Origin of the sequence: Paraburkholderia sp., from assembly GCF_028283785.1 — a bacterium.
Taxonomy (GTDB): Bacteria; Pseudomonadota; Gammaproteobacteria; order Burkholderiales; family Burkholderiaceae; genus Paraburkholderia.
In genome coordinates this window covers 258758-281326 of the sequence record NZ_JAPWKB010000014.1, presented here as the reverse complement: position 1 = coordinate 281326, position 22569 = coordinate 258758, and the positions used below count along the sequence as shown (strand labels likewise).

General features: G+C 63.5%; 23 protein-coding genes. 7 read left to right on the top strand and 16 right to left on the bottom strand.

Translation table 11 applies throughout. The annotated features are described in order from the left end of the window. Positions 1–34 precede the first annotated feature (34 nt). The 6 genes from PW947_RS17260 to PW947_RS17235 all read right to left on the bottom strand — a co-directional run bounded on the left by PW947_RS17260 (position 35) and on the right by PW947_RS17235 (position 5513). The gene (locus PW947_RS17260) at positions 35–811 is read right to left on the bottom strand and encodes an ABC transporter permease subunit (RefSeq protein ID WP_299633559.1); all 777 of its coding nucleotides are present in this window, start codon (positions 809–811) and stop codon (positions 35–37) included. Then, positions 808–1566, bottom strand: a complete 759-nt coding sequence (locus tag PW947_RS17255; RefSeq protein ID WP_299633558.1) for an ABC transporter permease subunit — start codon at positions 1564–1566, stop codon at positions 808–810. The genes PW947_RS17260 and PW947_RS17255 overlap by 4 nt, the downstream gene beginning before the upstream one ends. Then, on the bottom strand, positions 1563–2423 hold the full coding sequence (locus PW947_RS17250) for an ABC transporter ATP-binding protein (protein ID WP_299633557.1): 861 nt from the start codon (positions 2421–2423) through the stop codon (positions 1563–1565). Before PW947_RS17250 ends, PW947_RS17255 begins: the two co-directional genes overlap by 4 nt. Before the next feature lie 7 nt (positions 2424–2430). After that, positions 2431–3420 (bottom strand): ABC transporter substrate-binding protein, encoded by a 990-nt coding sequence (locus PW947_RS17245; RefSeq protein ID WP_299633556.1) that lies wholly within the window; start codon positions 3418–3420, stop codon positions 2431–2433. A gap of 307 nt (positions 3421–3727) precedes the next feature. Next, positions 3728–4501, bottom strand: coding sequence for a GntR family transcriptional regulator (locus tag PW947_RS17240; protein WP_299633555.1), 774 nt, complete (start codon positions 4499–4501; stop codon positions 3728–3730). A 124-nt stretch (positions 4502–4625) separates the two neighbouring features. After that, positions 4626–5513, bottom strand: a complete 888-nt coding sequence (locus PW947_RS17235) for a LysR substrate-binding domain-containing protein (protein ID WP_299633554.1) — start codon at positions 5511–5513, stop codon at positions 4626–4628. Between the two features lie 170 nt (positions 5514–5683). Here PW947_RS17235 and PW947_RS17230 point away from each other — a divergent pair, with 170 nt between their 5' ends. Both PW947_RS17230 and PW947_RS17225 read left to right on the top strand, forming a co-directional pair. Next, the gene (locus PW947_RS17230) at positions 5684–6505 is read left to right on the top strand and encodes a glutaredoxin domain-containing protein (RefSeq protein ID WP_299633553.1); all 822 of its coding nucleotides are present in this window, start codon (positions 5684–5686) and stop codon (positions 6503–6505) included. 142 nt (positions 6506–6647) lie between these two features. Then, on the top strand, positions 6648–7346 hold the full coding sequence (locus tag PW947_RS17225; protein ID WP_299633552.1) for a GntR family transcriptional regulator: 699 nt from the start codon (positions 6648–6650) through the stop codon (positions 7344–7346). A 27-nt stretch (positions 7347–7373) separates the two neighbouring features. Here PW947_RS17225 and PW947_RS17220 read toward each other — a convergent pair whose 3' ends face one another. Continuing rightward, complete coding sequence (locus PW947_RS17220) at positions 7374–8330, bottom strand: LysR family transcriptional regulator (RefSeq protein WP_299633551.1); 957 nt, start codon at positions 8328–8330, stop codon at positions 7374–7376. Positions 8331–8441: 111 nt separating this feature from the next. Between PW947_RS17220 and PW947_RS17215 the strand changes: the two genes are divergently transcribed. Both PW947_RS17215 and PW947_RS17210 read left to right on the top strand, forming a co-directional pair. Beyond that, positions 8442–9635: a M20 aminoacylase family protein gene (locus tag PW947_RS17215; RefSeq protein ID WP_299633550.1), complete on the top strand. Its 1194-nt coding sequence runs from the start codon at positions 8442–8444 to the stop codon at positions 9633–9635. A gap of 79 nt (positions 9636–9714) precedes the next feature. After that, positions 9715–11004, top strand: a complete 1290-nt coding sequence (locus PW947_RS17210) for an MFS transporter (RefSeq protein WP_299633549.1) — start codon at positions 9715–9717, stop codon at positions 11002–11004. A gap of 95 nt (positions 11005–11099) precedes the next feature. On the opposite strand, the gene PW947_RS17205 is transcribed toward PW947_RS17210, so the two are convergent. From PW947_RS17205 to PW947_RS17170, 8 genes are all read right to left on the bottom strand, one after another. After that, positions 11100–12602: an amidase family protein gene (locus PW947_RS17205; protein ID WP_299633548.1), complete on the bottom strand. Its 1503-nt coding sequence runs from the start codon at positions 12600–12602 to the stop codon at positions 11100–11102. A 21-nt stretch (positions 12603–12623) separates the two neighbouring features. After that, positions 12624–13304: a GntR family transcriptional regulator gene (locus tag PW947_RS17200; RefSeq protein ID WP_299633547.1), complete on the bottom strand. Its 681-nt coding sequence runs from the start codon at positions 13302–13304 to the stop codon at positions 12624–12626. Between the two features lie 10 nt (positions 13305–13314). Next, positions 13315–14595: an amidase gene (locus PW947_RS17195; protein ID WP_299633546.1), complete on the bottom strand. Its 1281-nt coding sequence runs from the start codon at positions 14593–14595 to the stop codon at positions 13315–13317. Next, positions 14592–15623, bottom strand: coding sequence for an ABC transporter substrate-binding protein (locus PW947_RS17190; protein WP_299633545.1), 1032 nt, complete (start codon positions 15621–15623; stop codon positions 14592–14594). The genes PW947_RS17195 and PW947_RS17190 overlap by 4 nt, the downstream gene beginning before the upstream one ends. After that, positions 15605–16426 carry an ABC transporter permease gene (locus PW947_RS17185; RefSeq protein ID WP_299633544.1) on the bottom strand — a complete coding sequence of 274 codons (822 nt, stop codon included), beginning with the start codon at positions 16424–16426 and terminating at the stop codon, positions 15605–15607. Before PW947_RS17185 ends, PW947_RS17190 begins: the two co-directional genes overlap by 19 nt. After that, positions 16423–17283, bottom strand: coding sequence for an ABC transporter ATP-binding protein (locus tag PW947_RS17180; protein ID WP_299633543.1), 861 nt, complete (start codon positions 17281–17283; stop codon positions 16423–16425). Before PW947_RS17180 ends, PW947_RS17185 begins: the two co-directional genes overlap by 4 nt. Before the next feature lie 210 nt (positions 17284–17493). Continuing rightward, positions 17494–18219 carry a TetR/AcrR family transcriptional regulator gene (locus PW947_RS17175; protein WP_299633542.1) on the bottom strand — a complete coding sequence of 242 codons (726 nt, stop codon included), beginning with the start codon at positions 18217–18219 and terminating at the stop codon, positions 17494–17496. Between the two features lie 113 nt (positions 18220–18332). Further along, positions 18333–19259 carry a DMT family transporter gene (locus tag PW947_RS17170; RefSeq protein ID WP_299633541.1) on the bottom strand — a complete coding sequence of 309 codons (927 nt, stop codon included), beginning with the start codon at positions 19257–19259 and terminating at the stop codon, positions 18333–18335. Positions 19260–19536: 277 nt separating this feature from the next. On the opposite strand from PW947_RS17170, the gene PW947_RS17165 reads away from it, so the two are divergent. The 3 genes from PW947_RS17165 to PW947_RS17155 all read left to right on the top strand — a co-directional run bounded on the left by PW947_RS17165 (position 19537) and on the right by PW947_RS17155 (position 21740). Continuing rightward, on the top strand, positions 19537–20052 hold the full coding sequence (locus tag PW947_RS17165; RefSeq protein WP_299633540.1) for a sigma-70 family RNA polymerase sigma factor: 516 nt from the start codon (positions 19537–19539) through the stop codon (positions 20050–20052). Continuing rightward, complete coding sequence (locus PW947_RS17160; RefSeq protein ID WP_299633539.1) at positions 20031–21065, top strand: FecR domain-containing protein; 1035 nt, start codon at positions 20031–20033, stop codon at positions 21063–21065. Before PW947_RS17165 ends, PW947_RS17160 begins: the two co-directional genes overlap by 22 nt. A gap of 126 nt (positions 21066–21191) precedes the next feature. Further along, positions 21192–21740, top strand: a complete 549-nt coding sequence (locus PW947_RS17155; protein WP_299633538.1) for a carboxymuconolactone decarboxylase family protein — start codon at positions 21192–21194, stop codon at positions 21738–21740. A gap of 10 nt (positions 21741–21750) precedes the next feature. Here PW947_RS17155 and PW947_RS17150 read toward each other — a convergent pair whose 3' ends face one another. Continuing rightward, a complete protein-coding gene (locus PW947_RS17150) occupies positions 21751–22470 on the bottom strand; it encodes a FadR/GntR family transcriptional regulator (RefSeq protein ID WP_299633537.1) in 720 nt (239 codons plus the stop codon). Positions 22471–22569 lie beyond the last annotated feature (99 nt).

Genomic DNA, 22569 nt, shown 5'->3' with positions numbered 1-22569 from the left:
CTCCAGATCGAACGCGATGGATCATCGCCGTGAATCAGTCGCTATGGGTGAGACGCTTCTGCCAGGCGAGAAACAGCAGATTGACGAGCGTCGCGAAGACGAACAGCATCAGCGCGAGCGCCATGATCGTGCTGGTTTCGGCGCGGTTCATCGCGATCATCAACATCCGTCCGATACCGCTTTGCGACGCGAACATTTCGCCGATCAACGTGCCGAGCAGCGTCAACGAAAACCCGATCCGCAAGCCCGCGACAATCTCCGGCACGCAGGCGGGAAACAGCACGTGTCGCGCAAATTCGACCGGACTCAAGCGGTACGTATGCGCCGCGCGCGTATAAATGGGCGGCATGTTGCGCACCGCGTTCATCGTGAATAGCGTGATCGGCACGATGCCGTGAATCACGCCGAATACGATCTTCGCCCACAGGCCCAAACCGAATGCGAGCAGCACGACCGGATAAAGCGTGACTTTTGGAATCGAATAGAAGCCCATCATCAACGGCTCCATCACGTCGCCGGCCATCTTGCGTGCGCCGAGCAGCAAGCCGAGACCGACGCCGAACACCGCCGAGATCGCGAACGCCGTCCCGAACGCGAGCGAGGTCACGTAAAGGCTTTCAGGAAAATCCGCATCGCTGACGATCGTGATCGCGCGATGCACGGTGCGCCACGGCGTCGTGATTACTTCCGGGCCGAGCCATTCGCTGAGCAGCTGCCATAACACGGCCAGCACGACCACCAGCACCACGCCATCGAGCCAGCGTCGCGCGTGACGCGGCCGTGCGGTATGCGTGACAACGATCGTGCTCATGCGGCCTCCCGTCGGATGCGCCGGTAAAGACGTGTTTCGGCGGTGCGCAACAGCGCGTTGAGCGTCGCCACGAAGATCAGCATCAACACCATCAGGCCGTACATCGTCGGGTTGTCGAACGCGTTGTAGGCGAACGCGATCTGATAGCCGAAGCCGGAACCGGACAACACGAACTCGCCCGCGACCACGGCGATAAACGCATACACGACCGTCAACTTGATTCCGGTGAAGACGAACGGCAAGCTCGAGGGCAACGTGATCAGCCGGATTTCGTCGAACGCGTTCATCCGGCATACGCGCGCGGTGCGCAACAGCACGCGCGGCACGCGTTCGAGTCCGTTCAGCGTATTGACCGCCATCGCGACCACCGCGAACAGAAAGCCGATCCCCACCAACGGCCAGCGGTTCAGGCCGAAGATCACGATCAGGATCGGATAGAGCACGAACACCGGCACTGCGTAATACGACAGCAGCAACGGATCGAGCACGCGGCGCAAACGCGGCAGACGAAACAGCAGCACGCCGCCGACGAAGCCGACCACAACCGCCAGCACAACCGCGAGCAACGCGCTGCCGAGTGTCTGCGCGATGTCGGTGGTGTACTGGCCGGACACTAGCAGCCGCCACGCGCTCAACACCATCATCGATGGTGGAATAAACGAGACCGGGTTGATCCACGCGAGCCGCGTCGCGAGTTCGAGCAGCACGATCAGGCCGACGATCAGCCCGACACGCCAGCGCGCGGCCGCGTTCACGACTGGCTCCCGAGCGCTTTCAACGCTTCGTCGCGCAGCAGTCCCCACACTTGCGCGGTGAGTTCGCCGAAGCGCGCGTCGAGTGCGATCTTGCTGTCGCGCAAACGCGGCCAGCCGGTTTCGATGGTTGCGATAAAGCGTCCCGGACACGCCGACATCACACCGATCCGGTCCGACAGCAACACCGCTTCGTCGATCGAGTGGGTAATCAGCATCACGGTTGCGCCGGTATCGCGCCACAGCTTCAGCGTTTCGTCGCCCATCAGCAGCCGCGTTTGCTGATCGAGCGCGCCGAACGGCTCGTCGAGCAACATCAGACGCGGCCGCACGACCATCGCTCTCGCGATGCACACGCGTTGCCGCATGCCGCCCGACAGTTGCGCCGGATACGCACGCGCAAACGCTTTCAGACCCATGAACGACAGCGCGTGATCGACCCGTTCGCGTACCTCGTTTTCAGGCACGCCCGCGCGCCGCGCCGCGAACGCGGCGTTGTCGAACACGTTGAGCCACGGAAAGCTCGCGTCTTCCTGAAACACGACCGCCACGCCGTCCGGCACTTCGCGGCCAACCGTCTGGCCTTCGAATTCGACGTCGCCGCCGCTGGCGGGATTCAAGCCGGCCAGCACGTCGAGCAACGTCGATTTTCCGCAACCCGACGGCCCGACCACCGAAAAGAATTCGCCTGCGCGCAAGTCGAGACTGACCGGGCCGAGCGCGTGAAACGGCGGCTTGTCGCCGCTGCCCGGATAGATGCGCGTGACATCGGTGAGCCGCGCATGCACGCGGTCGCCGTCGGTGGACGGCATGCTGTTCGCAACCACGGAAATCTTCGTGCGACGTGACAATGCGCTCATCGCGGCCTCACTTCTTCGTTTGCAAATCGGCGGGCAAAAGCGATTCATCGACGATCTTCGACCAGTCGAACGGACCGTCGGGAATTGCCTTCACGAGAATCAGCCCCTTCAGCACTTCGTCCATGCTCTTGCGGTCGAAGCTGCCTTCGCTCCAGTATTTCGGTGCACTGTCGAGCACGTTGTTGATCGCCGACGCGGCAACGGCCGGGTCCATCTTGTACTGCTTCGCGAGGATCTGCGCGGACTCGGCGCGATGCGCGGTGATGTACTGCACGGCCTTGCGGCGCGCGGCGATAATGCCGCGAATCACCTCCGGATGCGCCTTCAGATAATCGGTGCGCACGATGCCGACCGTCTGCGTTTCGTCAGGCACGATATCGGTCGAGCGGAACGCGATCTTGAGCAGGTCTTTTTTCGCGCTGTACGACGGCTCGGTCATGTAGGCGACATCCACCGCGCCCTGCTGCAACGAGGTCAGCATGCCGCTCGAACTGCCCACCGGTTTGCGCGTCACCTGGCCCGTCAAACCCGCCCGGTCGAGCGCGATCGTGACGACGGTGTCGGTGGTGGATTTCGGGCTGCTGTAGCCGATCGACTTGCCCTTCATCTGCTTGATGTTCGTGATCGTGCCGGCCTTCAGTTCGACCCAGACCAGATCGGCGAGACTTTGCACGCCGCCATGCACGATCGTCAGATCGACGCCTTGCTTGACCGCCGAGATCGCCGCGGGCAACGCGACTTCGCCGTACGGTATTTCCGATGCCATCGCATTGCGGACCGTCGTGCCGCCGCCTTCGGACGTGATGAAGCCGGTCACATCGACGCCGGCTTCCTTGAAGTAGCCTTTGTCGAGCGCGACGGCGAACGGCACACCGTACATGCCGTCGCCCCAGTGCGTGACCGTCAACGGCGCGGCGTGCGCACTCGCGGCGCAGAGCAGCGCGCCACCTGCAGCGGTTACACGAAGTCTTCGCGCGAAATCCCGAATCGCAAACATGTAGGTGTCTCCATCCATGATTGACGGTCGATTGCCGTCATTGGTGGTTGCGCGCCGCTCGACGGCGAACTTCGCCATCCGGTTTCAACGGACGAATGCACGCCGGCGCACGCGCGCATCCGTCGCTTCGGCATCCGGATCCGACTCCGATCCAGCGATGCCTGCGACGTGCCGTATTCAATAACCGTGTAAGTTAATGTATGCATTAAATCGGGCGAAGTCCAGCAGGCGAACAGGTGGGTTTACCCCTTTTTGATGGGCTTTTTTGCCCGTTCGCCCGACGACCCGATCGTCCCGGATGCAACGATCAGGCTTGCTGAATGCCGTATTGCTGCAGCACGTTGGTCTGATCGCGCCAGCCGCGTTCGCGGTGGGCGCGATACAGTGCGCTCGCTTTCGCTGCGTTGCCGCAACGGAGCGCGTCGATGATTGCGTAGTGTTCCTGAATCGATTTCAGCGGTTGCGGATGCGGCTTCACGCGTTGCGTAAAGCGTCGCACGCGATGCACCTGGTCGCGGCAATTCATCACGACCTGCACGAGTCGTGCGTTACCGCCCAGTGCGATCAAGGTTTCGTGGAAGACTTCGTCGGCAGCGGCCCATGCGAGCATGTCGCCGCTTTCGAGTGCCGCCGTCATCTGTTCGCATGCGCGTTCGAGCGGCGCGAGATCGGCGTCCTTGCGCGACGCGACGAGTCCCGCCGCGGTCGATTCGAGGCTGATCAATACCTGGTAGATGTGTTTGATATCGGAGATCGACGTGGGAACGATGCGAATGCCGTGACGCGGCACGATCTGCACGAGCCCTTCGCTTTGCAGCCGGATCGCCGCTTCGCGAACCGGCGTGCGACTCAGGCCGAGCAACGCGCCGAGTTCCTCTTCGAGCAGATACGAACCCGGCGTCAGTTCGCTTTCGATAATCCTTCGACGCAGTTCGCTATACGCCTGTTCGGTCGTATTGCGCCTGACCGGTTCTGCTGCGTCGAGCGCGTCGGCGCCCGCGACCGGCTCCAGCACTGTGTCCGCGCGCGTACGCGACGATCGGGCCGTGGACGATGGCGTGGTAGCTCGTGGCGCTGGCATGGCGGGGTCTCCTCTGCGCTCGACACCCGCACGCGGTGTCGTGATTGGGCCGATGGTAGCACCGCGTCGGCGCGAACGTCAGCCCGTGTAAAACCGCAGTGAACGTCACACCGGGCGCTCGAAATCACACACCGGCAAGATGCGCGACCAGCATCCGGCACGCTTCGGGCAACGCGTCGAGCGAACGCACGCCGATCAGCAATTCGCGTTGCGCCCAGTCATCCGTCAACGCGACGACACCGAGCCGCAACGCATGCGCATGCTGCTGCGCCACCGCGTCCGGCATGACGCCGAGGCCGAGCTCCGCGCCGATCATCAAACACTGCGCGTCGTAACTGGTCACCTGAATCCGCACGTTGACGCCGCGCGCGAGTGCGTTGGCCGCGCGCGTCAGTTGCTGGCTGATCGCCGTGTCGCCTGGCAACGCGACGAATTCGAAATCGAGCGCATCGACGAAGGCGATCGAACCGGCGTCCGCCAGCGCGTGTCCCGGTGGCGTGACGAGCACGAGATTGTCGGTGTGATAGGGAAACGACTGCACCGGATAACCGTGCGGCACGGCGGTGAACACGCCGAGATCGGCGGCATTGTCGGCGACGGCGCGCACCACCAGCGCACTCGGTTTTTCTTCGAGCTGGATCCGCACGTGAGGATGCTTCGCCGCGAACGACTGTATTTCTCGCGGCAGGAACTGCACGATCGACGAGATGTTCGCGGCCATCCGCACGAGCCCGCTCGTGCCGCTCGCATAGTCGCGCATCTGCACGGTAACGTCGTCGAGTTGGTGCAGTGCGCGATGCGCGAGCGCGATCAGCCGCTCGCCTGCATCGGTCGGCGCGACGCCTTTGTTCGTGCGGCGCAGCAAGGCCACGCCGAGCGTCGCCTCGATCTCGCTGATGCGACGGCTGACGGCGGCCGCGGCGATATGTTCGCGCTCGGCCGCAGCGGCGATCGTGCCCGCCTCGGCAACGGCGACGAACAGTCTCAACGACAACGGATCGAGTGGCGGCATACGGTGATCGCGAGTGGGCGTAGAACGGCTTTCGTGCAGTGTAATCAAACTTCGCGCAAACGATGCGCGCCATCGCACGCCGCGATGACGGCATGCCGAAGCATTGCTGTTCAGCGCGGCGCAGGTCGCCGAAGATGATCGTCACGGTGAACCCTTTCACGGAGCACACGATGCAACAGACCCTGCACACCACCGCTCAAAACACGACGCACGAGGCCGCCCGCCGTTCGTCGTCAGGCGGCTCGAAGATCCGGGTGTTCTGGCAGCCCGGCTGCTCGTCGTGTCTGCGCACCAAGGAGTTTCTGACGCGTCACGGGATCGAGTTCGAATCGATCGACGTGCATAACGATCCCGCCGGACGCGCCGCGCTCGATGCGCTCGGCGCGCGCAGTGTGCCGGTCGTCGCGATTGGACAGAAGTACACGTTCTGCCAGTCGATCAACGACGTGATCCGCTTTCTCGATCTGAAAACGACGCCCGCGCCGCCGTTGTCGCCCGCCGATCTGGTCGCGACACTCGCGCATGTGCTGGCGTCGAACGCGCGTTACACACGCCAGTTCGCGCTCGACCATTTTCGCGAGCCGTTTCGCAATCGCAATCGCACGCCGGCCGGGCTGACGTTCCACGTGTTTCGCGTCGCGGAAATGGGCGTCGAAGCGGCGCAACAGACCGAACTGCGTTTCGAGAGTTTCGACGATGTGCCGCCGTCCGACTGGCAAGCCGAGGACATTGCGCGTTGGGGCGAAAGCGTCCGGATGAAACTGCTCGCGTGGTGGGAACACGAAACCGACCGCTCGCTGACTTACGACGTGCCGACCTACTACGGCCGTCGCTCGATGCACGAAGTGCTCGAACGCACCGCGTGGCACAGCGCGCAACACACGCGTCAGGTGATGTTGATGCTGGAGAGCCACGGCGTGCCGGTCGATCGTCCACTGACCGCCGACGACCTCGCCGGACTGCCGCTGCCGGACGAAGTCTGGGACAAATAGGCGCCCGTTTTAAAACCGCTAACGTATACGTTAAGCGATCCGGATCGACCGTTCTCATATAATGTGGGCATCCCGTTTGCCGGGTGCGTCCCGGCAAGCTTCTGTCCGTGCACCGTCGGTGCCGTTTTCAGAGCGCCCCATTATGGCTGTAGCCAGGACCGCCGAAGCGCCCAGCAAGCCGCCGCGCGAGAAATCGACGGATGCGGTTTATCAGAAGATTCGCGCCAGAATTCTCAGCAACGAGTTCCGGCCCGGCGCGCAATTGCTCGAACAGGAACTCGTCGCGCTATTCGGTGTGAGCCGCACGCCGGTTCGCGAAGCGCTGATCCGCTTGCAGAACGAACATCTGGTGCAAATCGTGCCGCGTCACGGCATGCGCGTGCGCAATGTGTCCATTGCGGATCTCGAAGAGGTCTATCAGGTTCAGAGCAGTCTGGAAGCGACCGCCGCAGGCGCCGTGGCCGCACGCAAGCCGGCCGCAAAAGAATTGAAGCCGCTCGACAAAGCCTGCGCGGAAATAGAACGCGCGTTTGCGAAAGGCGATCGCGACGCGTGGGCCGCCGCGCGCGAAGGGTTTCTCGCGCATCTGCTCGAACTCGGCGGCAATCCCAGGCTCTCGCAGATCGTCGGCGAATGTGGCGATCAGGTGCGCCGCGTTCGCGATCTGACCTTGCGGCTGATTCCGTGGACCGATTCGCAAACCGCGACGTATCGCGCGATTGTCGAGGCGTTGCGTCGCGCGGATGCGGACGCGGCCGAGGCGCTATGCCGGGAACATCGCGCGCACGATCTGAAAGCCCAGATCGAGACCCTCAGGCAGTTCCGGATTCTCGACGTCTAACGCGCGGCAAGTCCGTGCACGTCCCACTCATTTCGCGCCTGACGACCAGCGTTTCTGCATCGCCTTGACGAGTTGCGTCCATAGAAATTCGGCGGCGGGCGACAGACGCCGGCCGACCCGCCGGATCACCTGACTGCTGAATTCACGCGCGATAGGATGGTCGATTTCGAGCGCGACCAGTTTCCCGGCGTCCAGATACTGACGCGCGGCATCCGTCGACATAAACGCCACGCCCAGTCCGGCCGCGGCGATGGCCTGCGCGGCCGAAAACAGATCGCAGCGATACGCGGGCGTCAGATTCAGCCTGGCCGCGCGGATGATCGAATCGAGGTACTGCTGCACGCCGAAACGCTGCGGCATGAAAATCAGCCGGTGCTCCGCCAGTTGCCCGATGCGGATGCGACGCTCGCCCGCCAGCGCGTGCGTGGGACCGACCAGCGCGCAGAACGGCGCGGCGCGAAAGGTGCGCGCGCGGATGGCCGGGTCGCTGCCGCCGCCCGCGCACAGCCCGAGATCCACCTCGTCGTTGCGCACCATGGCGACGATTTCGGCGGTCGCGCCGCTGCGCAGATCCACCACGATATCCGGAAACTGAAGGCTGAACTGCTCCAGCACGGTGGCCAGCAGATTCTCGACAAACCCCTCGCCCACGCCGATTTCCAGCCGCCCGCGCCGCAGCCCACGGTAATCCTCCAGTTGCGCCAGCATCACCGCGTCGCGCCGCTGGCTTTCACGAAAATGTTCGACAAGGCTCGCGCCGATTTCCGTCAGCGTGACGCGCCGGCCGCGCCGCTCCAGCAAGGCGACGCCGTGCGCACGTTCGAGTTGCGCGACCTGGCGGCTGATCACCGAGCCGTTGATGGATAGCGCGTCGGCGGCCGCGCGCACGCCGCCATGCAGGTCGATTTCGTGCAGATAGCGCAGGCTGCGCGTGTTCAGCGCGGCCTGGACGGCTTCGGCGGAGATTCCCGGATCGCTCGACATGGCGGCCTCTGTTGACATTCAGGTCAACATTATCGACCTGGAAACGTCATTGATCGACCTTTATTGCGGCGAAATACTGAGCGCTTACCTCACTCTCCCGCACGTCCGACCATGACAGCCACTCAGGATTTCTGTTCCCTCGACGACACTCAGGATCTCCGCGAAGAATTGAGCGGCATCCGCCATCATCTGCACCAGCATCCGGAACTCGCGTATCAGGAGTTCAAGACGTCCGATTTCGTCGCGATGCGTCTCGAAAGCTGGGGCTACACGGTGACGCGCGGACTCGGTGGCACCGGCATGGTGGCGAGCTTGACAGCGGGCAGCGGCACTCGCGCGGTCGCGGTGCGCGCCGACATGGACGCGTTGCCGATCAACGAGGCGACCGGCCTGCCGTATGCGAGCACCGAGCCGGGTCTGATGCACGCCTGCGGCCACGACGGCCACACCACGATGGTGCTGGGCGCGGCGCGTCACCTTGCGCGCACGCGGCGCTTCGACGGCACCGTGCATCTGGTGTTTCAGCCCGCCGAGGAAATCGGCGCGGACAGCGGCGCGAAACGGATGATCGAAGACGGGCTGTTCGAGCGCTTTCCGTGCGAAGCGATCTTCGGTCTGCACAATCACCCCGGCTATCCGACCGGCACGTTCATGTTCCGCAGCGGCGCGTTCATGGCCGCCTGCGATACGGTCGATCTGACGATTCACGGTCGCGGCGGTCACGCAGCCCGCCCTCACCTCGCGGTCGATCCGGTGGTGATCGGCGCGGCGCTCGTGACCGCGTTGCAGACGGTCGTGTCGCGCAGCGTCGATCCGATGCACACGGCCGTGGTGACCGTCGGCGCGTTCAACGCCGGCCACGCGGCAAACGTGATCCCCGAGAAAGCGCGTCTGCAGATCAGCGTGCGTTCGTTCGACGCCGACGTGCGCAAGCTGCTCGAACAGCGCATCCGCGCGCTCGCGCAGGCCCATGCGGATGCACACGGCGCGCGCATCGAAATCGACTACGTGCCGGGCTATCCGGTGGTCGTCAATTCCGTGCAGGAAACGACGCTGGCGCTGGAAGTGGCGCGCGAACTGGTCGGTGACGAACGTGTGGTCGACAACTTCGGGCCGATCGCCGGCAGTGAAGATTTCGCGTACTACCTGCAGCAGAAGCCCGGCTGTTTCCTGCGGCTCGGCAACGGCGAAGGCGCACCGATGCTGCACAACGCGTCGTACGACTTCAACGACGACAACCTGACCGTCGGCGCGGCGTACTGGACGCGCCTGGTCGAGCGGTTTCTGGGCCTGAACAACGGCTGAAGCGCGTCGCGCGCCCACCGGCAACATCATCAATAAAACACGCGGAAAACTCGCTAAAACCGCGCACAAGGGATTCACCATGTCAGCCAAGCCCATTGCGAAGCCCGTTTCGATGACGGCTTCCACCCCCGCCTCGCAAGCGAGGATCGTGGTTGCCGCCGTGATCGGCAATCTGCTGGAGTTCTTCGACTTCACCGTGTACAGCTTTTTCGCGTTGACCATCGCGAAGCTGTTTTTCCCGTCGCACGATCCGGTCGTGTCGACCTTGCTGGCGCTGTCGGCGTTTGCGATCGGTTTCGTTGCGCGGCCGGTGGGTGGCTTTATCCTCGGTCACTATGCGGACCGTCGCGGACGACGCGCCGCGCTCACGCTGACGATCATGCTGATGGCGCTCGGCTCCGCGCTGATCGGCCTCGCGCCGACCTACGCGACGATCGGCGTTGCGGCGCCGGTCCTGATCGTGTTCGCGCGTCTTTTGCAAGGCTTCGCGCAAGGCGGCGAATTCGGTGCGGCCACCGCGACCTTGCTCGAAACCGGTTCGGCGAAAGGACGCGGCTTCCGCGCAAGCTGGCAACTCGCGAGCCAGGGCGCGGCGGCGTTGCTCGGTTCGGGCATGGCCGCGCTGCTGAACTACCACCTGACGAGCGGGCAACTGCTCGACTGGGGATGGCGCGTGCCGTTTCTGGCAGGCGTGCTGATCATGCCGGTGGGCGTCTATCTGCGCCGTCATATTGTCGAGGAAGCGCCGGCCGCGAAAACCGAACGCCCGGCGATCGAACCGGTGCTCGTACGCAAATGGTTTTTGACCGTGTTCGCGATCATGGGCATGACGGTCGCGACTTACGTGCTGATGTACTACATCCCGACTTACTCGATCCAGTATCTGAAGCTGTCGCCGAAACTCTCGATGCTGGTGTCGATCGGCGCGGCGGCGGTGTCGCTGACCTTGTGTCCGGTCTGGGGCGCGCTGTCCGACCGGATGCAGCGTCGCAAGCCACTGACGATCATCGGTCGCGTGATGCTGATCGCGCTGCTGTATCCGGCGTTCTGGCTGATGAACCAGTTTCCGGTGCTGCCGGTCGTCGTCAGCCTGATCGTATTGCTGATGATTTTCTACACGATGGGTTCGGCACCGGCTTACGCGATGATGCCGGAGAATTTCCCGAAGCACGTGCGCGCGGGTTATCTGGCGAGCGCGTATGCGGTGGCGGTGTCGGTCTTCGGCGGAACGGCGCAGCTGGTCGTCGCGTGGCTGATCCGCGTGACGGGCAATACGATGGCGCCCGCGTGGTACATGATCGGCTGCGTGATCGTGTCGCTGATCGCGGTGACGATGCTCGAAGAAACGGGCGGCCGGGAGTTGACGTAAGCGAGGCGGCGCTGTTCGGCGATGGGTACGATTACAGGCTAAAGGCTGTATCTGAAATTTACAGGCGATAGCTTGTAATCGGGGAATACAGCGCCCTACCCACCCCGCGCCAACCCCGCATCCGCAGGCTCCGTCACGATCGCCTTCAACATCGCCTCCTGATTGCGAAGCGCACCCAGATCCGGCACCGGACGACGCATCGCGTCGTCGTCGCTGAACGCGCTTTCAAGCGCTTGTGCGATGTCCAGCACGCGACGGTCGCCACGGAACGGTCCAACCAGTTGAATGCCGAACGGCATGCCCGCATGATCGACGCCGCACGGCAACGACAGCGCCGGATTCGTCAGCAAGCTCACCACATACGTCAAACCCAGCCAGCGATAGTAATTTTCGAGCGGACGTCCATCCATTTCCGCGAGATAAAGCTGTTGCCACGGAAACGGCGACACCGAACAGGTCGGCGACACGATCAGATCGTAGTGCGCATACGCTGCCTGAAAACGCCGGAAAATCCGCGTCTGTTCGGCGTGCGCCCACACCGCATCGCCCATCGACATCGCGAGACCCATCTCGTAGTTGGTCCGCGTATTCGCGCCCAGCAAGGTCGGATCGCGCTCGTAAATGTCCTTGAATCCAGCGATAAAACTCTGCGCGCGCATCACGTCGAAACAACGGTCCACGTCGCCGAGATCGAATGCGACCGGCTCGCACACGCGCACGAAACGCGATAGCGACGCCATCTTCGCGCGAAACGTCTCGCGCACGTCGTTCGACACATCGCATACGCCGAAGTCTTCGGTGAAGCCGATCCGCAACGTGCTCAGATCGACGTCGCGCGCGCGCAAAATCGTGCGGAAATCGCACTCGACACCAAGCGGCTCGTCGCCGTGCAAGCCGACCATCGCCGCGAGTTGCAAGCGCGTATCGGCGACGCTGCGGCCCATCGGGCCGGACACGATCAGCGGCGACCAGCCGAGCCAGCGCGTATCGCCGGGCACGAGTCCAGGCGAAGGCCGGAACCCGACCACGCCGCAGTAAGCCGCAGGAATCCGCAACGAGCCGCCGGTGTCCGAACCGGTGCAAAGCGGCAGCATATCGGTGGCGAGCGCGACAGCCGAGCCGCCCGACGACCCGCCCGCATTCAAGGCCGGATCGAACGGATTGCCGGTTGCGCCCCACACCGCATTGCGCGTGTTCGCGCCCGCGCCCATTTCCGGCGTATTGGTTTTTGCGGTCAGAATCGCGCCCGCCCCACGCAATCTCGCGACCAGCGCATTGTCCTGCGACGGCACGTTCGCGCGGAACATCGGCGAGCCGTAGGTCGTCAGCAAACCCGCGGTTTCCTCCAGATCTTTCACGCCGAGCGGCAAGCCGTGCAACAGACCCAACGCGTCGCCGCGCATCACCGCCTGCTCCGCCGCGCGCGCATCGCTGCGCGCCTGGTCGAAACGGGTCGCGGCCAATGCGTTGACGGCGGGATTGATCGCGGCGATCTGCGCGAGACAGGCGTCCATCAACTCGACCGGCGAAACCTGGCGGCTCGCGATCAGCCGCCGTGCATCGACGGCGGACAAGGTGTTCAGTGCGGAATCGTTCATCGTGGCGTTCATGCGGCCGCGTCAGCCGGATTTCATCCGACGCAGCGATTCATCGACGAGCCATTGGTCCACGTATTCGACCACGGCGTCGCGGGTGTTTTCGAGGTGACTGCGCGTCTGCGCGTACACGGCGTCGGCGTCACGCGCCTGGTAGGCGGCCAGCAACGCCGCGTGTTCGCGATTGTTCGACGCCATGATTTCCTGATTCACATGCATCGACAGACTCACGTACGGACGCGCTGCATGCGACAGCGATTCGGACAGATCGAACAGCCGCGTCTGTGCCTGACTTCCGACGAGGTGCTCGTGGAAGGTCTCGTTCATCAGCGACCACTCTTCCGGCGATGCGGTCGCGACCATCGCATCATGCGTGGCCTTCGCGGCGGCCAGTTCCGCCGCCGTGATTTCCGTGCACGCGCGCTGCGCGAGCAGCGGTTCGAGCATCATCCGCAATTCATAGATGCCGGTCACGTCGGCCAGTGTCAGGCCGCGCGTGACCACACCTTTGTTGGGATCGATCGATACCAGTCCTTCGGCCCGCAGGTCGCGGAATGCCTCGCGCACCGGCGTCGTGCTGACATTCAGCCGTCGCGCGACCTCTTCCTGACGCAGATGCGTGTTGGCCGGATACAGCCCTTGCAGGATTTCCGCTCTCAGCGTGCTGAGCACGTATTGCTGCGCGGTCCGATAGAACTTCGCCAATGACTGCTCCCTACTTCAATACGTGCTCGATCCATGCAGCGGTTTGCAGTACCGGCAAATCGTCGCCGTGTCGACCGATCACCTGAAAACCCAACGGCATGCCATTCTTCGATTTGCCCGACGGCACGGTCACTGCCGGTACGCCAAGGAAGCTCCACGGCGCGCAGAACGTCGCGTCGCCGGTATCGAGCAAGCCTTCTGGCGCGCCGCCCGTGGCCGGCACCGTCACGATCGCCTCGCAGCCTTCGAGCATCTCGCCGAACGCGCTGCGAAGCCGCGTCTGCAACGCGATGGCGTCGTCGTATTTGCCCGGCGCCATCTCACGGCCAGCCGCGGTCAATACCGCCATATGCCGGCTGATCTTGTCCGGATGCTGCGCCGCCGCCGGACCGATCACGCGATCCGCTTCGACCTGCAAAATCGTATGCAACGCGTCGATCATGCCGGGCAATGCGTCGAGCGGATCGAGGTCGATCAGCGTGACGCCATCGGCTTCGAGTTGCGCGAGCGTCGCTTCGAAATTGTCTTTCTGGTCGTCCGTCACGCGATCCCAGAACGGCGTGCGAACCACGCCGAGTTTGCGCGGACGCTTCGCACCGAAGTAATTCGACCAGGCCTGCGTGGACGCGATCGCTTCGGGCTTTGCATCGACGAATAGCGCATGACACAGCGCCGCGAGATCGACCGACTGCGCGAAAAAGCCGACGTGATCCAGCGACGGCGCAAGCGGATGCACGCCCGTGGTCGCCAACTTGCCATAGCTCGGCTTGTAGCCGACCACACCGCAAAACGCAGCCGGACGAATCACCGAGCCGACCGTCTGCGTACCGACCGCAACCGGCACGATGCCCGCGCCGACCGACGCCGCCGAGCCGCTCGACGAGCCGCCCGGCGTATGCAGCCGGTTCCACGGATTGACCGTGGGTCCAGGCTCGCGCCATGCGAATTCGGTCGTCACCGTCTTGCCGAAAACGATGCCGCCGTAATGCCGGATCCGTTCGACGATCCACGCATCTTCCGTGGGCCGGTAATCTGCGTAGATCGGCGAACCGTAGGTGGTCGGCATATCGTGCGTCGCCATCAGGTCCTTCACGCCGAACGGCAAACCCGCGAGCGGTTTATCTGCAACCGCGCCGGTTTCATAAGTCTGAGGACGGTGCACGAATGCCTTCAGCCACGACTCGCACGCTGCAGCGCGAGCCTGCGATGCATCGAGCCGCGCGCGGCTCGATGCATCGTCGCCACGGCTTGCGATCAGCCCGGCCACGAAAGAAGCGGCGGGTTCCGTCATTTCACGAGCGCCTTCGCAAACGAGTTGTCGACGGTGCTTTCATACGTCACCGTGCCCGGCTTGATATTGCCGATGTACTCCTGCAAATCCAGCGCGTTGCGGAACGCCTGCTCGGAAATGTCGGGCGTCGATGCATAGATCTTCTGATCGATCAGACGATCGACCGCCGTTTCGACGACTTTCTTATCGAGCGTCGGAAACTCCGTTACCGCAATCGCCTTGGCGGTTTCCGGCGACGACTGGATCAACGCTTCCGCTTGCGCGATCGACTTCACGAAGGCCGAAACCATTTGCGGCTTCGTCTTGATCGTGGCGGCGAGCGTGTCGATCGCGGAGAACATGTAGCCGCCCGGATAAGCCTTCGGGAACGCGTAGAGAATCTTGTAGCCCGACGCGATGCCCTGATCCACCTGCGGCTCGTAAAGCGCCGCCGCGACCGCGCGACCTGCCGAAACCGGCGCGAGTTCCGTGCCGATCTGCACCGTATTCAGGTTCACGTTGGAGATCTTCTGTTCCTTGATCAGGCGTTGCAGCAGATACGTGCTGGTGGAAGGCGGCAACGCGGCCGACACCGATTTGCCCGCGAGATCGGACGGACCTTTGAGGCCCGAATCCGGCGGCGTCAGGATCCACACCGGCACGCCCGCCACCACGTTCGCGACGTTGACGAGCGTCGCGCCCTTCAGGTTCGCGAGCACGGCCGTCATCGGATCTTGCAGCGAGAAATCCGCGTGACCGCCGATCACTGCAGCCACGCCTTGCGCGCCGCTACCCGCCGTCACTTTCTGCACGTCGAGGCCGTTTTGGGCGAAGAAACCTTTATCGATTGCGACGTACAGCGGCAAATACTGGATCGACTGGAACGCCTGATACACGACGACTTTTTCCGCGGCCTGCGCGGATTGCGTCGCCACCGACGCGAGCAATGCGCCGGCGGCAAGCGCCTGAACCAGACGGGTGGCAACCAGTTTGCCGGACGACTTTTTCTTCAGCGACATGACAGACGGCTTCATCGTTTTGTTTTCCATGAAATGATCCGGTTTTCCGCGAGTTGAACAATCCAGGAGAGCAGCGTCGCCATCAACGTCAGAATGATGATGCCGAGCCAGACGGTATTGAGATCGAACAGCGAGCCGGCAACGAACACTTCGTGGCCGAGACCCGCTTGCGACGCAATGTATTCACCCACCACCGCGCCGATCAGCGCAAAGCCGATATTCACGCGCAGTGTCGAGAAGATCCACGGCAATGCACCGGGCACGATCAGCTTGCGAAAGATCATGGCGGGCTTCGCCTTGAACGACAGGAACAGGTTCAGCAGATCGCGATCGACTTCACGCGCTGCCGCACACGACGAGATCATCGCGACCGCGAACGTCGAGATACCCGCGAGCCACACTTTCGACGTCATGTCCGAGCCGAACCAGATCACGATCAGCGGTCCGAGCGCGATCTTCGGAATGCTGTTCAGGATCACGGCGAAGCCTTCGGTGACGCCCGATACGCGCGGCACGAACCACAGCAGCAAACCGAGCGCGATGCCGAGTCCGCTGCCGATCACGAGCCCAAGCACGGTTTCATACAAGGTGGTCAACGTGTCGGAAACCAGCGTGCCTTGCGTCAAGCCGATCACCGCCGACTTGTAGATGCCGAGCGGCGAGCCGAACAGCTGGCCGTTGATCCAGCCGCGCCCCGCCGACACCTGCCACAACACGACGAGCGCCACCATGATCAGCGTGACGGCGCCGCCGGTCGCGCCGAGCGCCTTGATCCGTTTTGCGCGTGGACGCCGACGCGTCACGCCTGTCTGAACTGCAGCGATGTCGCTCATGTCGTCGCTCCTGCGTGATCGATATTGTTGCTGCGCAGACCGCCCCAGATGCGCTTGTGCAAGGTGCGGAATTCAGGTGCTTCGCGCGACGACACCGCCGTGCGCGGACCTTGCGTGGTCAGTTGAACATCGACGGAATCTTCAATGCGTGCGGGACGTCCGCCGAGCAGAATCACGCGGTCGCTCATCGCGATCGCTTCCTCGATATCGTGCGTGACGAGCACGACGCTGGTGCCGGTCGCTTCGCGCAACGACATCACGTCGTCTTCGAGTGCGAGACGGGTTTCGTAATCGAGCGCGGAGAAGGGTTCGTCGAGCAGCACCAGCGTCGGATCGACCAGCAGCGTGCGCGTCAGCGCGACCCGCTGACGCATGCCGCCCGACAGCGAATGCGGATACGCATCGATCACCGACGTCAGCCCGTAACGCGCCAGCATGTCTTTGGCGCGCGCGATATCCGCACGTGTCACCTTGCGATACAACTCGATGCCGAGCAGCGCGTTTTGCAGCACCGAACGCCACGGCATCAACAGGTCTTTCTGCAGCATGTACGCGATGCGCCCCGCGCTGCCATCCGCGCGACGGCCCACTTCGATGCGTCCCGACTGCGGACTCAGCAAGCCTGAAATCAGGTTGAACAGCGTGCTCTTGCCCGCACCGCTGCGTCCGACGATGGACACGATTTCGCCTGCACGGACGTTGAAATTGAGGCCCGCGAAGAGTGTGGTCTGAACGCCGTCATCGGTTTCGAAACCGTGATTGAGTCCGGCGACAGTCAAGCGCGCATCGGCGCCTGAACGGTTGATGAAAGCGGCCTCGGCGGCCGCCGGTGACATCGACGTATTCGGTGAGTTCATTGGCATGCCCAGGAGGTGGCACGAGCGGCAACCATTGCCGCGCCTCACACGGATGCGCACAGCCTTACGCCTGACGGCGCTTCAGATGCGATGTCGCAAATCCGTTGTGCACAATGCACAATGAGCGAAAAAAAAACGGATCACAACTCGAAATAAAAAAATGTAGTGGGTTTCACCGATGGTGCACGGATGAATCCGTAACCAGTGCGGCTACATTTCTCGCGACGACGGCGACGATGTCGCGGACGGCGTTGCGTCGCCCATCCTCTCGAAGAACACACCACGCGGTCGCGGCGGTTCGCCGATCGGCACATAGGCGAGTGTCCTCGCTTCGCGCGCATCGACACCGAACGCCTGCAACAGCGCGAACATCGCCTGCTCGGCGTAGTCGTCGGGTGCGTCGCCGGTCAGCACAGTGTCGATGCCGTAGCGAATCGCGCCCAGCGCGAGATCGCGCGCCACGGCGGAATGCAGATTCTTGAAGCGGCCGGTTTCGAAGCCGCGTTGAATGTCGCGCGTCAGGTACTCGTCGAGCAACACGCCGCCGGACCCGCGCTTGGTGCCGAGCCGCGTGACGAATGCGCCCCACTGTGGATAGCGCGACGCCATCTGGATATACAGGCGCGAGCCGATCACGACGCGCAGCGCGGGGTCGTCCACTTCACGCACGAGCGGATCGATCACCGCCAGCACTTCGTCGCTGCTCTCGCCCGCGACCGCCGACAGCAATTCGGCCGTGGTGCGAAAGTAGTTGTAGAACGTGCCGCGCGCAACGCCCGCTGCCGCGATGAAATCGTCGATCAGCGGCGCGTCCGGACCTTTCTGCGCAAACACGCCCAAGGCCGCTTCGATCAGCCGGTTGCGCGTCTTCTCGCGACGCTGCGCGCCGACTCGCGTTTGATAGTTTTCGCCCTGTTCCGGTGCTTCTTCGCGCATCAGATGTCCCCTCGATTGCGACGAATTTTATCGCGCGAAACGGACGGTTTTTGCGGTGCGGTCGGTTAGAAGGTATTGCATCGGCCGCGCAGTCGCCGGCAGTCCGCTTGCCGTCAGCGCGGCGTGGCGTCTGCCGCGTCGATCTTCGGATCGCTCGCGGGTTGGCCGCCTTTCTTGCGCAGCGCCAGCATCACGCCGCTGAGCGTCAGCGCCATCGCGACGACTTCCTTGATGCCGAGCGGTTCGCCCAGCGCAAGCGCCGCCGCGACGATGCCCATGATCGGCACCATCAGCATCCCGATCGACGCAACTTCAGCGGGCAAATAACGCAGCGTTGCGAACCACGCCAGATAGCAGACGCCCATCGGCACCAGCGTCATGTAGATCAGCACCGCCCAGCCGTCGAACTTGAGCGCGCTCAGCGCAGGATGCTCGATCAGCCATCCGAGCACGACCATCGGCGCGCATCCGAGGCCGACTTGCCATGCGACCAGCGTGATAGGCGGCACCGGGATCGGCGTGCGTGTGATGACGGTGCCCAGCGCGAACAGCACGGCCGCCGACAACGCGAACAGAATCCCGGCGAGCTTGCCGGCGTCGAACGCGAAGCCTTGGCCGGACAGCAGCACGACCACGCCCGCCAGCCCGAGAAACAGCGCGATAAAGCCGCCCGGCGAAGGCCGCCGCGACAGAACCGGCCACGCCAGCAGCATCGCCCAGATCGGCATCGTGTAGACCAGCAGCGCGCCTTCGCTGACGCTCAGCCATTTCATCGACAGCGTCGAAAAGCCCATCCACGCAAACACGTTCGTCGCCGACGCCAGCATCATGCGCGGCATCAGATGCGCGGGAACGCGCGGACGTTCACCGACGCACAGCGCGACGATCATCAGCAACACGGCGGCCGCGACCCCGGCGACGCCGCGCGAAAACAGCGGCGGCCATTCCCGCAGCAGAATCTTCATCGCAGGCCAGTTGAGCGCCCAACCGATTGCGGTCACCAGCAGAAAGACAATCCCCGGCCATCGTGCGGACTTCATTCGAGCGTGTTCTATTTATTGACGAAGTGCCGATGATACTTCGTCGCGACCCGATCGCCACGCGATCCACGCATCGCCGGATACGACCTCGAATCCGCCGCTCGACGCACGCACCCACACGACTGTTGCGCGCGCGGAACACCCTGTCCGTCAACACGGGCGATTCCCCGCTCAAAGCATTGCAAAGCGTTGCACAAACTTTACGATCGGGTTATAAATAATAACTATTCTCATTTGGCAGAGACGCCAGATACGTTTGTGCATAAGGGGTTGCTTGATGTCCGCCGTCCAACTCGACGTGCAGCACGAGGTGCACGCACTGTATCGCGATCACCATGGATGGCTGCAGTCCTGGCTTCGCAAGAAGCTCGGCAACGCGTTCGATGCAGCCGATCTGGCGCAGGACACCTTTTTGCGCATTCTCACCGCGTGGGACACGCCGGCCGACGTCGATCTTCGCGAGCCGCGCGCGTATCTCACGACCGTCGCGGGGCGGGTGCTGCTGAATCACTATCGCCGGTTGTCGCTGGAGCGCGCGTATCTGGACGCGCTCGCGGTGCTGCCGGAAGCCTGCGTGCCGTCGACCGAAGACCGGCTCGTGATTCTCGAAACCCTGCATGAAATCGACGCGATGCTCGATCGTCTGCCGCCGAAAACGCGCATGGCGTTCCTGCTGTCGCAACTCGAAGGGCTGACCTACGCCGAGATCGCCGGACGGCTTCAGGTTCACGTTCGCACGGTCAAGCGCTATATGGCCGACGCGTACGAAGAATGCATCCTGCTGACGACGTGAGCGCGACGCATCCCGCCGACGACGGGCGGCCGCTGGATCGCGCGATCGTGCGCGCGGCGGCGGCGTGGCTCGTGCGCTTGCAGGAAGACGCGACGCCCGACGACATCGCCGCATGCGAGCGCTGGCGCGCCGCCGATCCCGAACACGAACGCACCTGGCAGCGCGCCTGCCGTCTCAACGAAAAATTCAGCATGTTGCCGCGCGGCGTCGGCATGCCCGCGCTTGGGCGCGAGAGCCGCATCGACCGTCGCGCGGCCATCAAGACGCTGACCGTGATGCTGGTGGCCGCGCCGGGCGCGTATCTGGCCTATAAGGACATGCCGTGGCGCGAGTGGACGTCGGATGAGCGCACGGCCGTCGGTGAACATCGGTCGGTCGTGCTCGCGGACGGCACGCAGGTCGATCTCAACACCGCGACCGCGTTCGACATCGCGTTCAACGCCACCGAACGCCGCGTGATTCTCAATTCAGGCGAGATTCTGGTCGAAACCGGCCCGGACACGAATAATCCGTCGGGCGTGTACCGCCCGTTCATCGTGCAGACCCGAGATGGGCAGATTCGTGCGCTCGGCACGCGTTTCGTGATTCGCGACGACACGCCGTCCGGGCGCGACACGCTGGTCGCCGTGCTGCACGGCGCAGTCGAAATCACGCCTCGCGACGCGCCGCATCTGAAGCGCATCGTCGATGCCGGTCAGCAAACGCAGTTCACGTCGGTATCGGTCGATCCGCTTCGCCCCGCCGACCGCCATATCGCCGACTGGTCGCGCGGCGTGCTGTTCGCGGACCGGATGCGCCTCGACGATTTTCTCGCGGCAATCGCGCGCTACCGGCGCGGCCTGCTGCGCTGCGATCCGGCCGCCGCCACGCTGCGCATCACCGGCGCGTTCCAGCTCGACAACACCGACAACATCCTGGCCGCGTTGCCCGCGACTTTGCCCGTGCGCGTGCTGTATCGCACGCGTTACTGGGTAAGCGTCGGTCCGGCATCGGATACGCACGACGCGACGTAACCGCAACTCGGGCCACTCGCTGCGTGTCGGCGATGACATCCGGGGTAATTGAGCCGAAACCGCTGTCCTTCTACGCTTGGGTCATCGCGTGACGCATCTGTCGCGCGCCATTCTCAAGGAACGGACATGACGCTCTATCGCATTCACACCCTCGCATCCGCACCCGAACAATCGCGCCCCGTGCTCGACGCCCTTCAGCAGAACTTCGGGATCATCCCGAACATTGCAGGCACGATGGCCGAGTCGCCGGTTTTGATCGGCGGCTTTATCGGACTGTTCCAGAAGGTTCATTCGGGCAATCTCACCGAAGCGCAGATCCAGACTTTATTGCTGACCAACGCGGTCACGAATGCCTGCACATGGGCGGTCGCATTTCACACTGCGCTCGCGCTGAAAGAAGGTCTTACGCCGTCCGATGTGCAAGCGATCCGCGAGCGCCGCCTTCCCGCCGACCGCTCGCACGCCGCGCTGTCGCACCTGACGAAAACATTGATCGAAACGCGCGGACATCTCGACGACCGCGATATCGACGCGTTCATCGACGCCGGTTTCGACAAGGCGAGATTGCTCGAAGTGATCGGCGTGTGCGCAGCGTCGACGATCACGAATTACGTCGGCAATACCGCGCGTCCGGCGCTGGAGGCGCAATTTCACGCGTATGCGTGGACCGCGTGACGCATCGGCCTCAACGACCGGGGCCGCGCTCCGCGCCGACCTCGTGCGCGCGGCGCAGACGCTCGCGGCTGTTGCTCAGATGCATGCGCATCGCGGCGCGCGCGTCGTCGGCGTCTTGCCGGACAATCGCGCGATAAATCAGTTGATGCTCGGCGAGGACATTGCGCAGGTGGCCGATATGGTCGAGTTCGGCGATCTCTTTCGATCCGAGGCGCGTGCGCGGACTCACCGCGCGACCCAACTGGCTCAACACGTCGAAGAAATAACGGTTGCCGCTGGCGCGCGCGATCTGCAAATGGAATTCGATATCGTGCGCGAGCACGTCGGTATTGCCGCGCGCCAGTTCCGCCTCGAAGCGTTCCAGCGCCGCAGCGATCTGCTTCAGATGCTGGTCGGTGCGACGGCTCGCGGCCAGCGCCGCAGCCGCAGCCTCGACGTCGATCCGGAACTCGATGATCGCCATCACATCGAGCATGTTCGACAGATCCGACGCCGGAAGCTGCATCGTGTCGTCGTTGCCCGGCGTCAGCACGAAGGTGCCGATTCCATGGCGCGTCTCGACGACCTTCGCCGCCTGCAAACGCGAAATCGCTTCGCGCACCACCGACCGGCTCACCGACAACTGCTTCATCAACGCGTTTTCGGATGGGATGCGGTCGCCCGGCCGGAGTGCACCGCGCCGGATTTCGTCGGAAAGCGTACCCACCACTTTTTCTGTCAGCGAACTCATAGTTTTGGATTCGACCCGGTTCGACGGGTCATTCGGTGGTGAATCAGAACCGGCTTCGGAATCTGCTGCGGCATCGCGTCATTCTAGCAAAACCGGCTG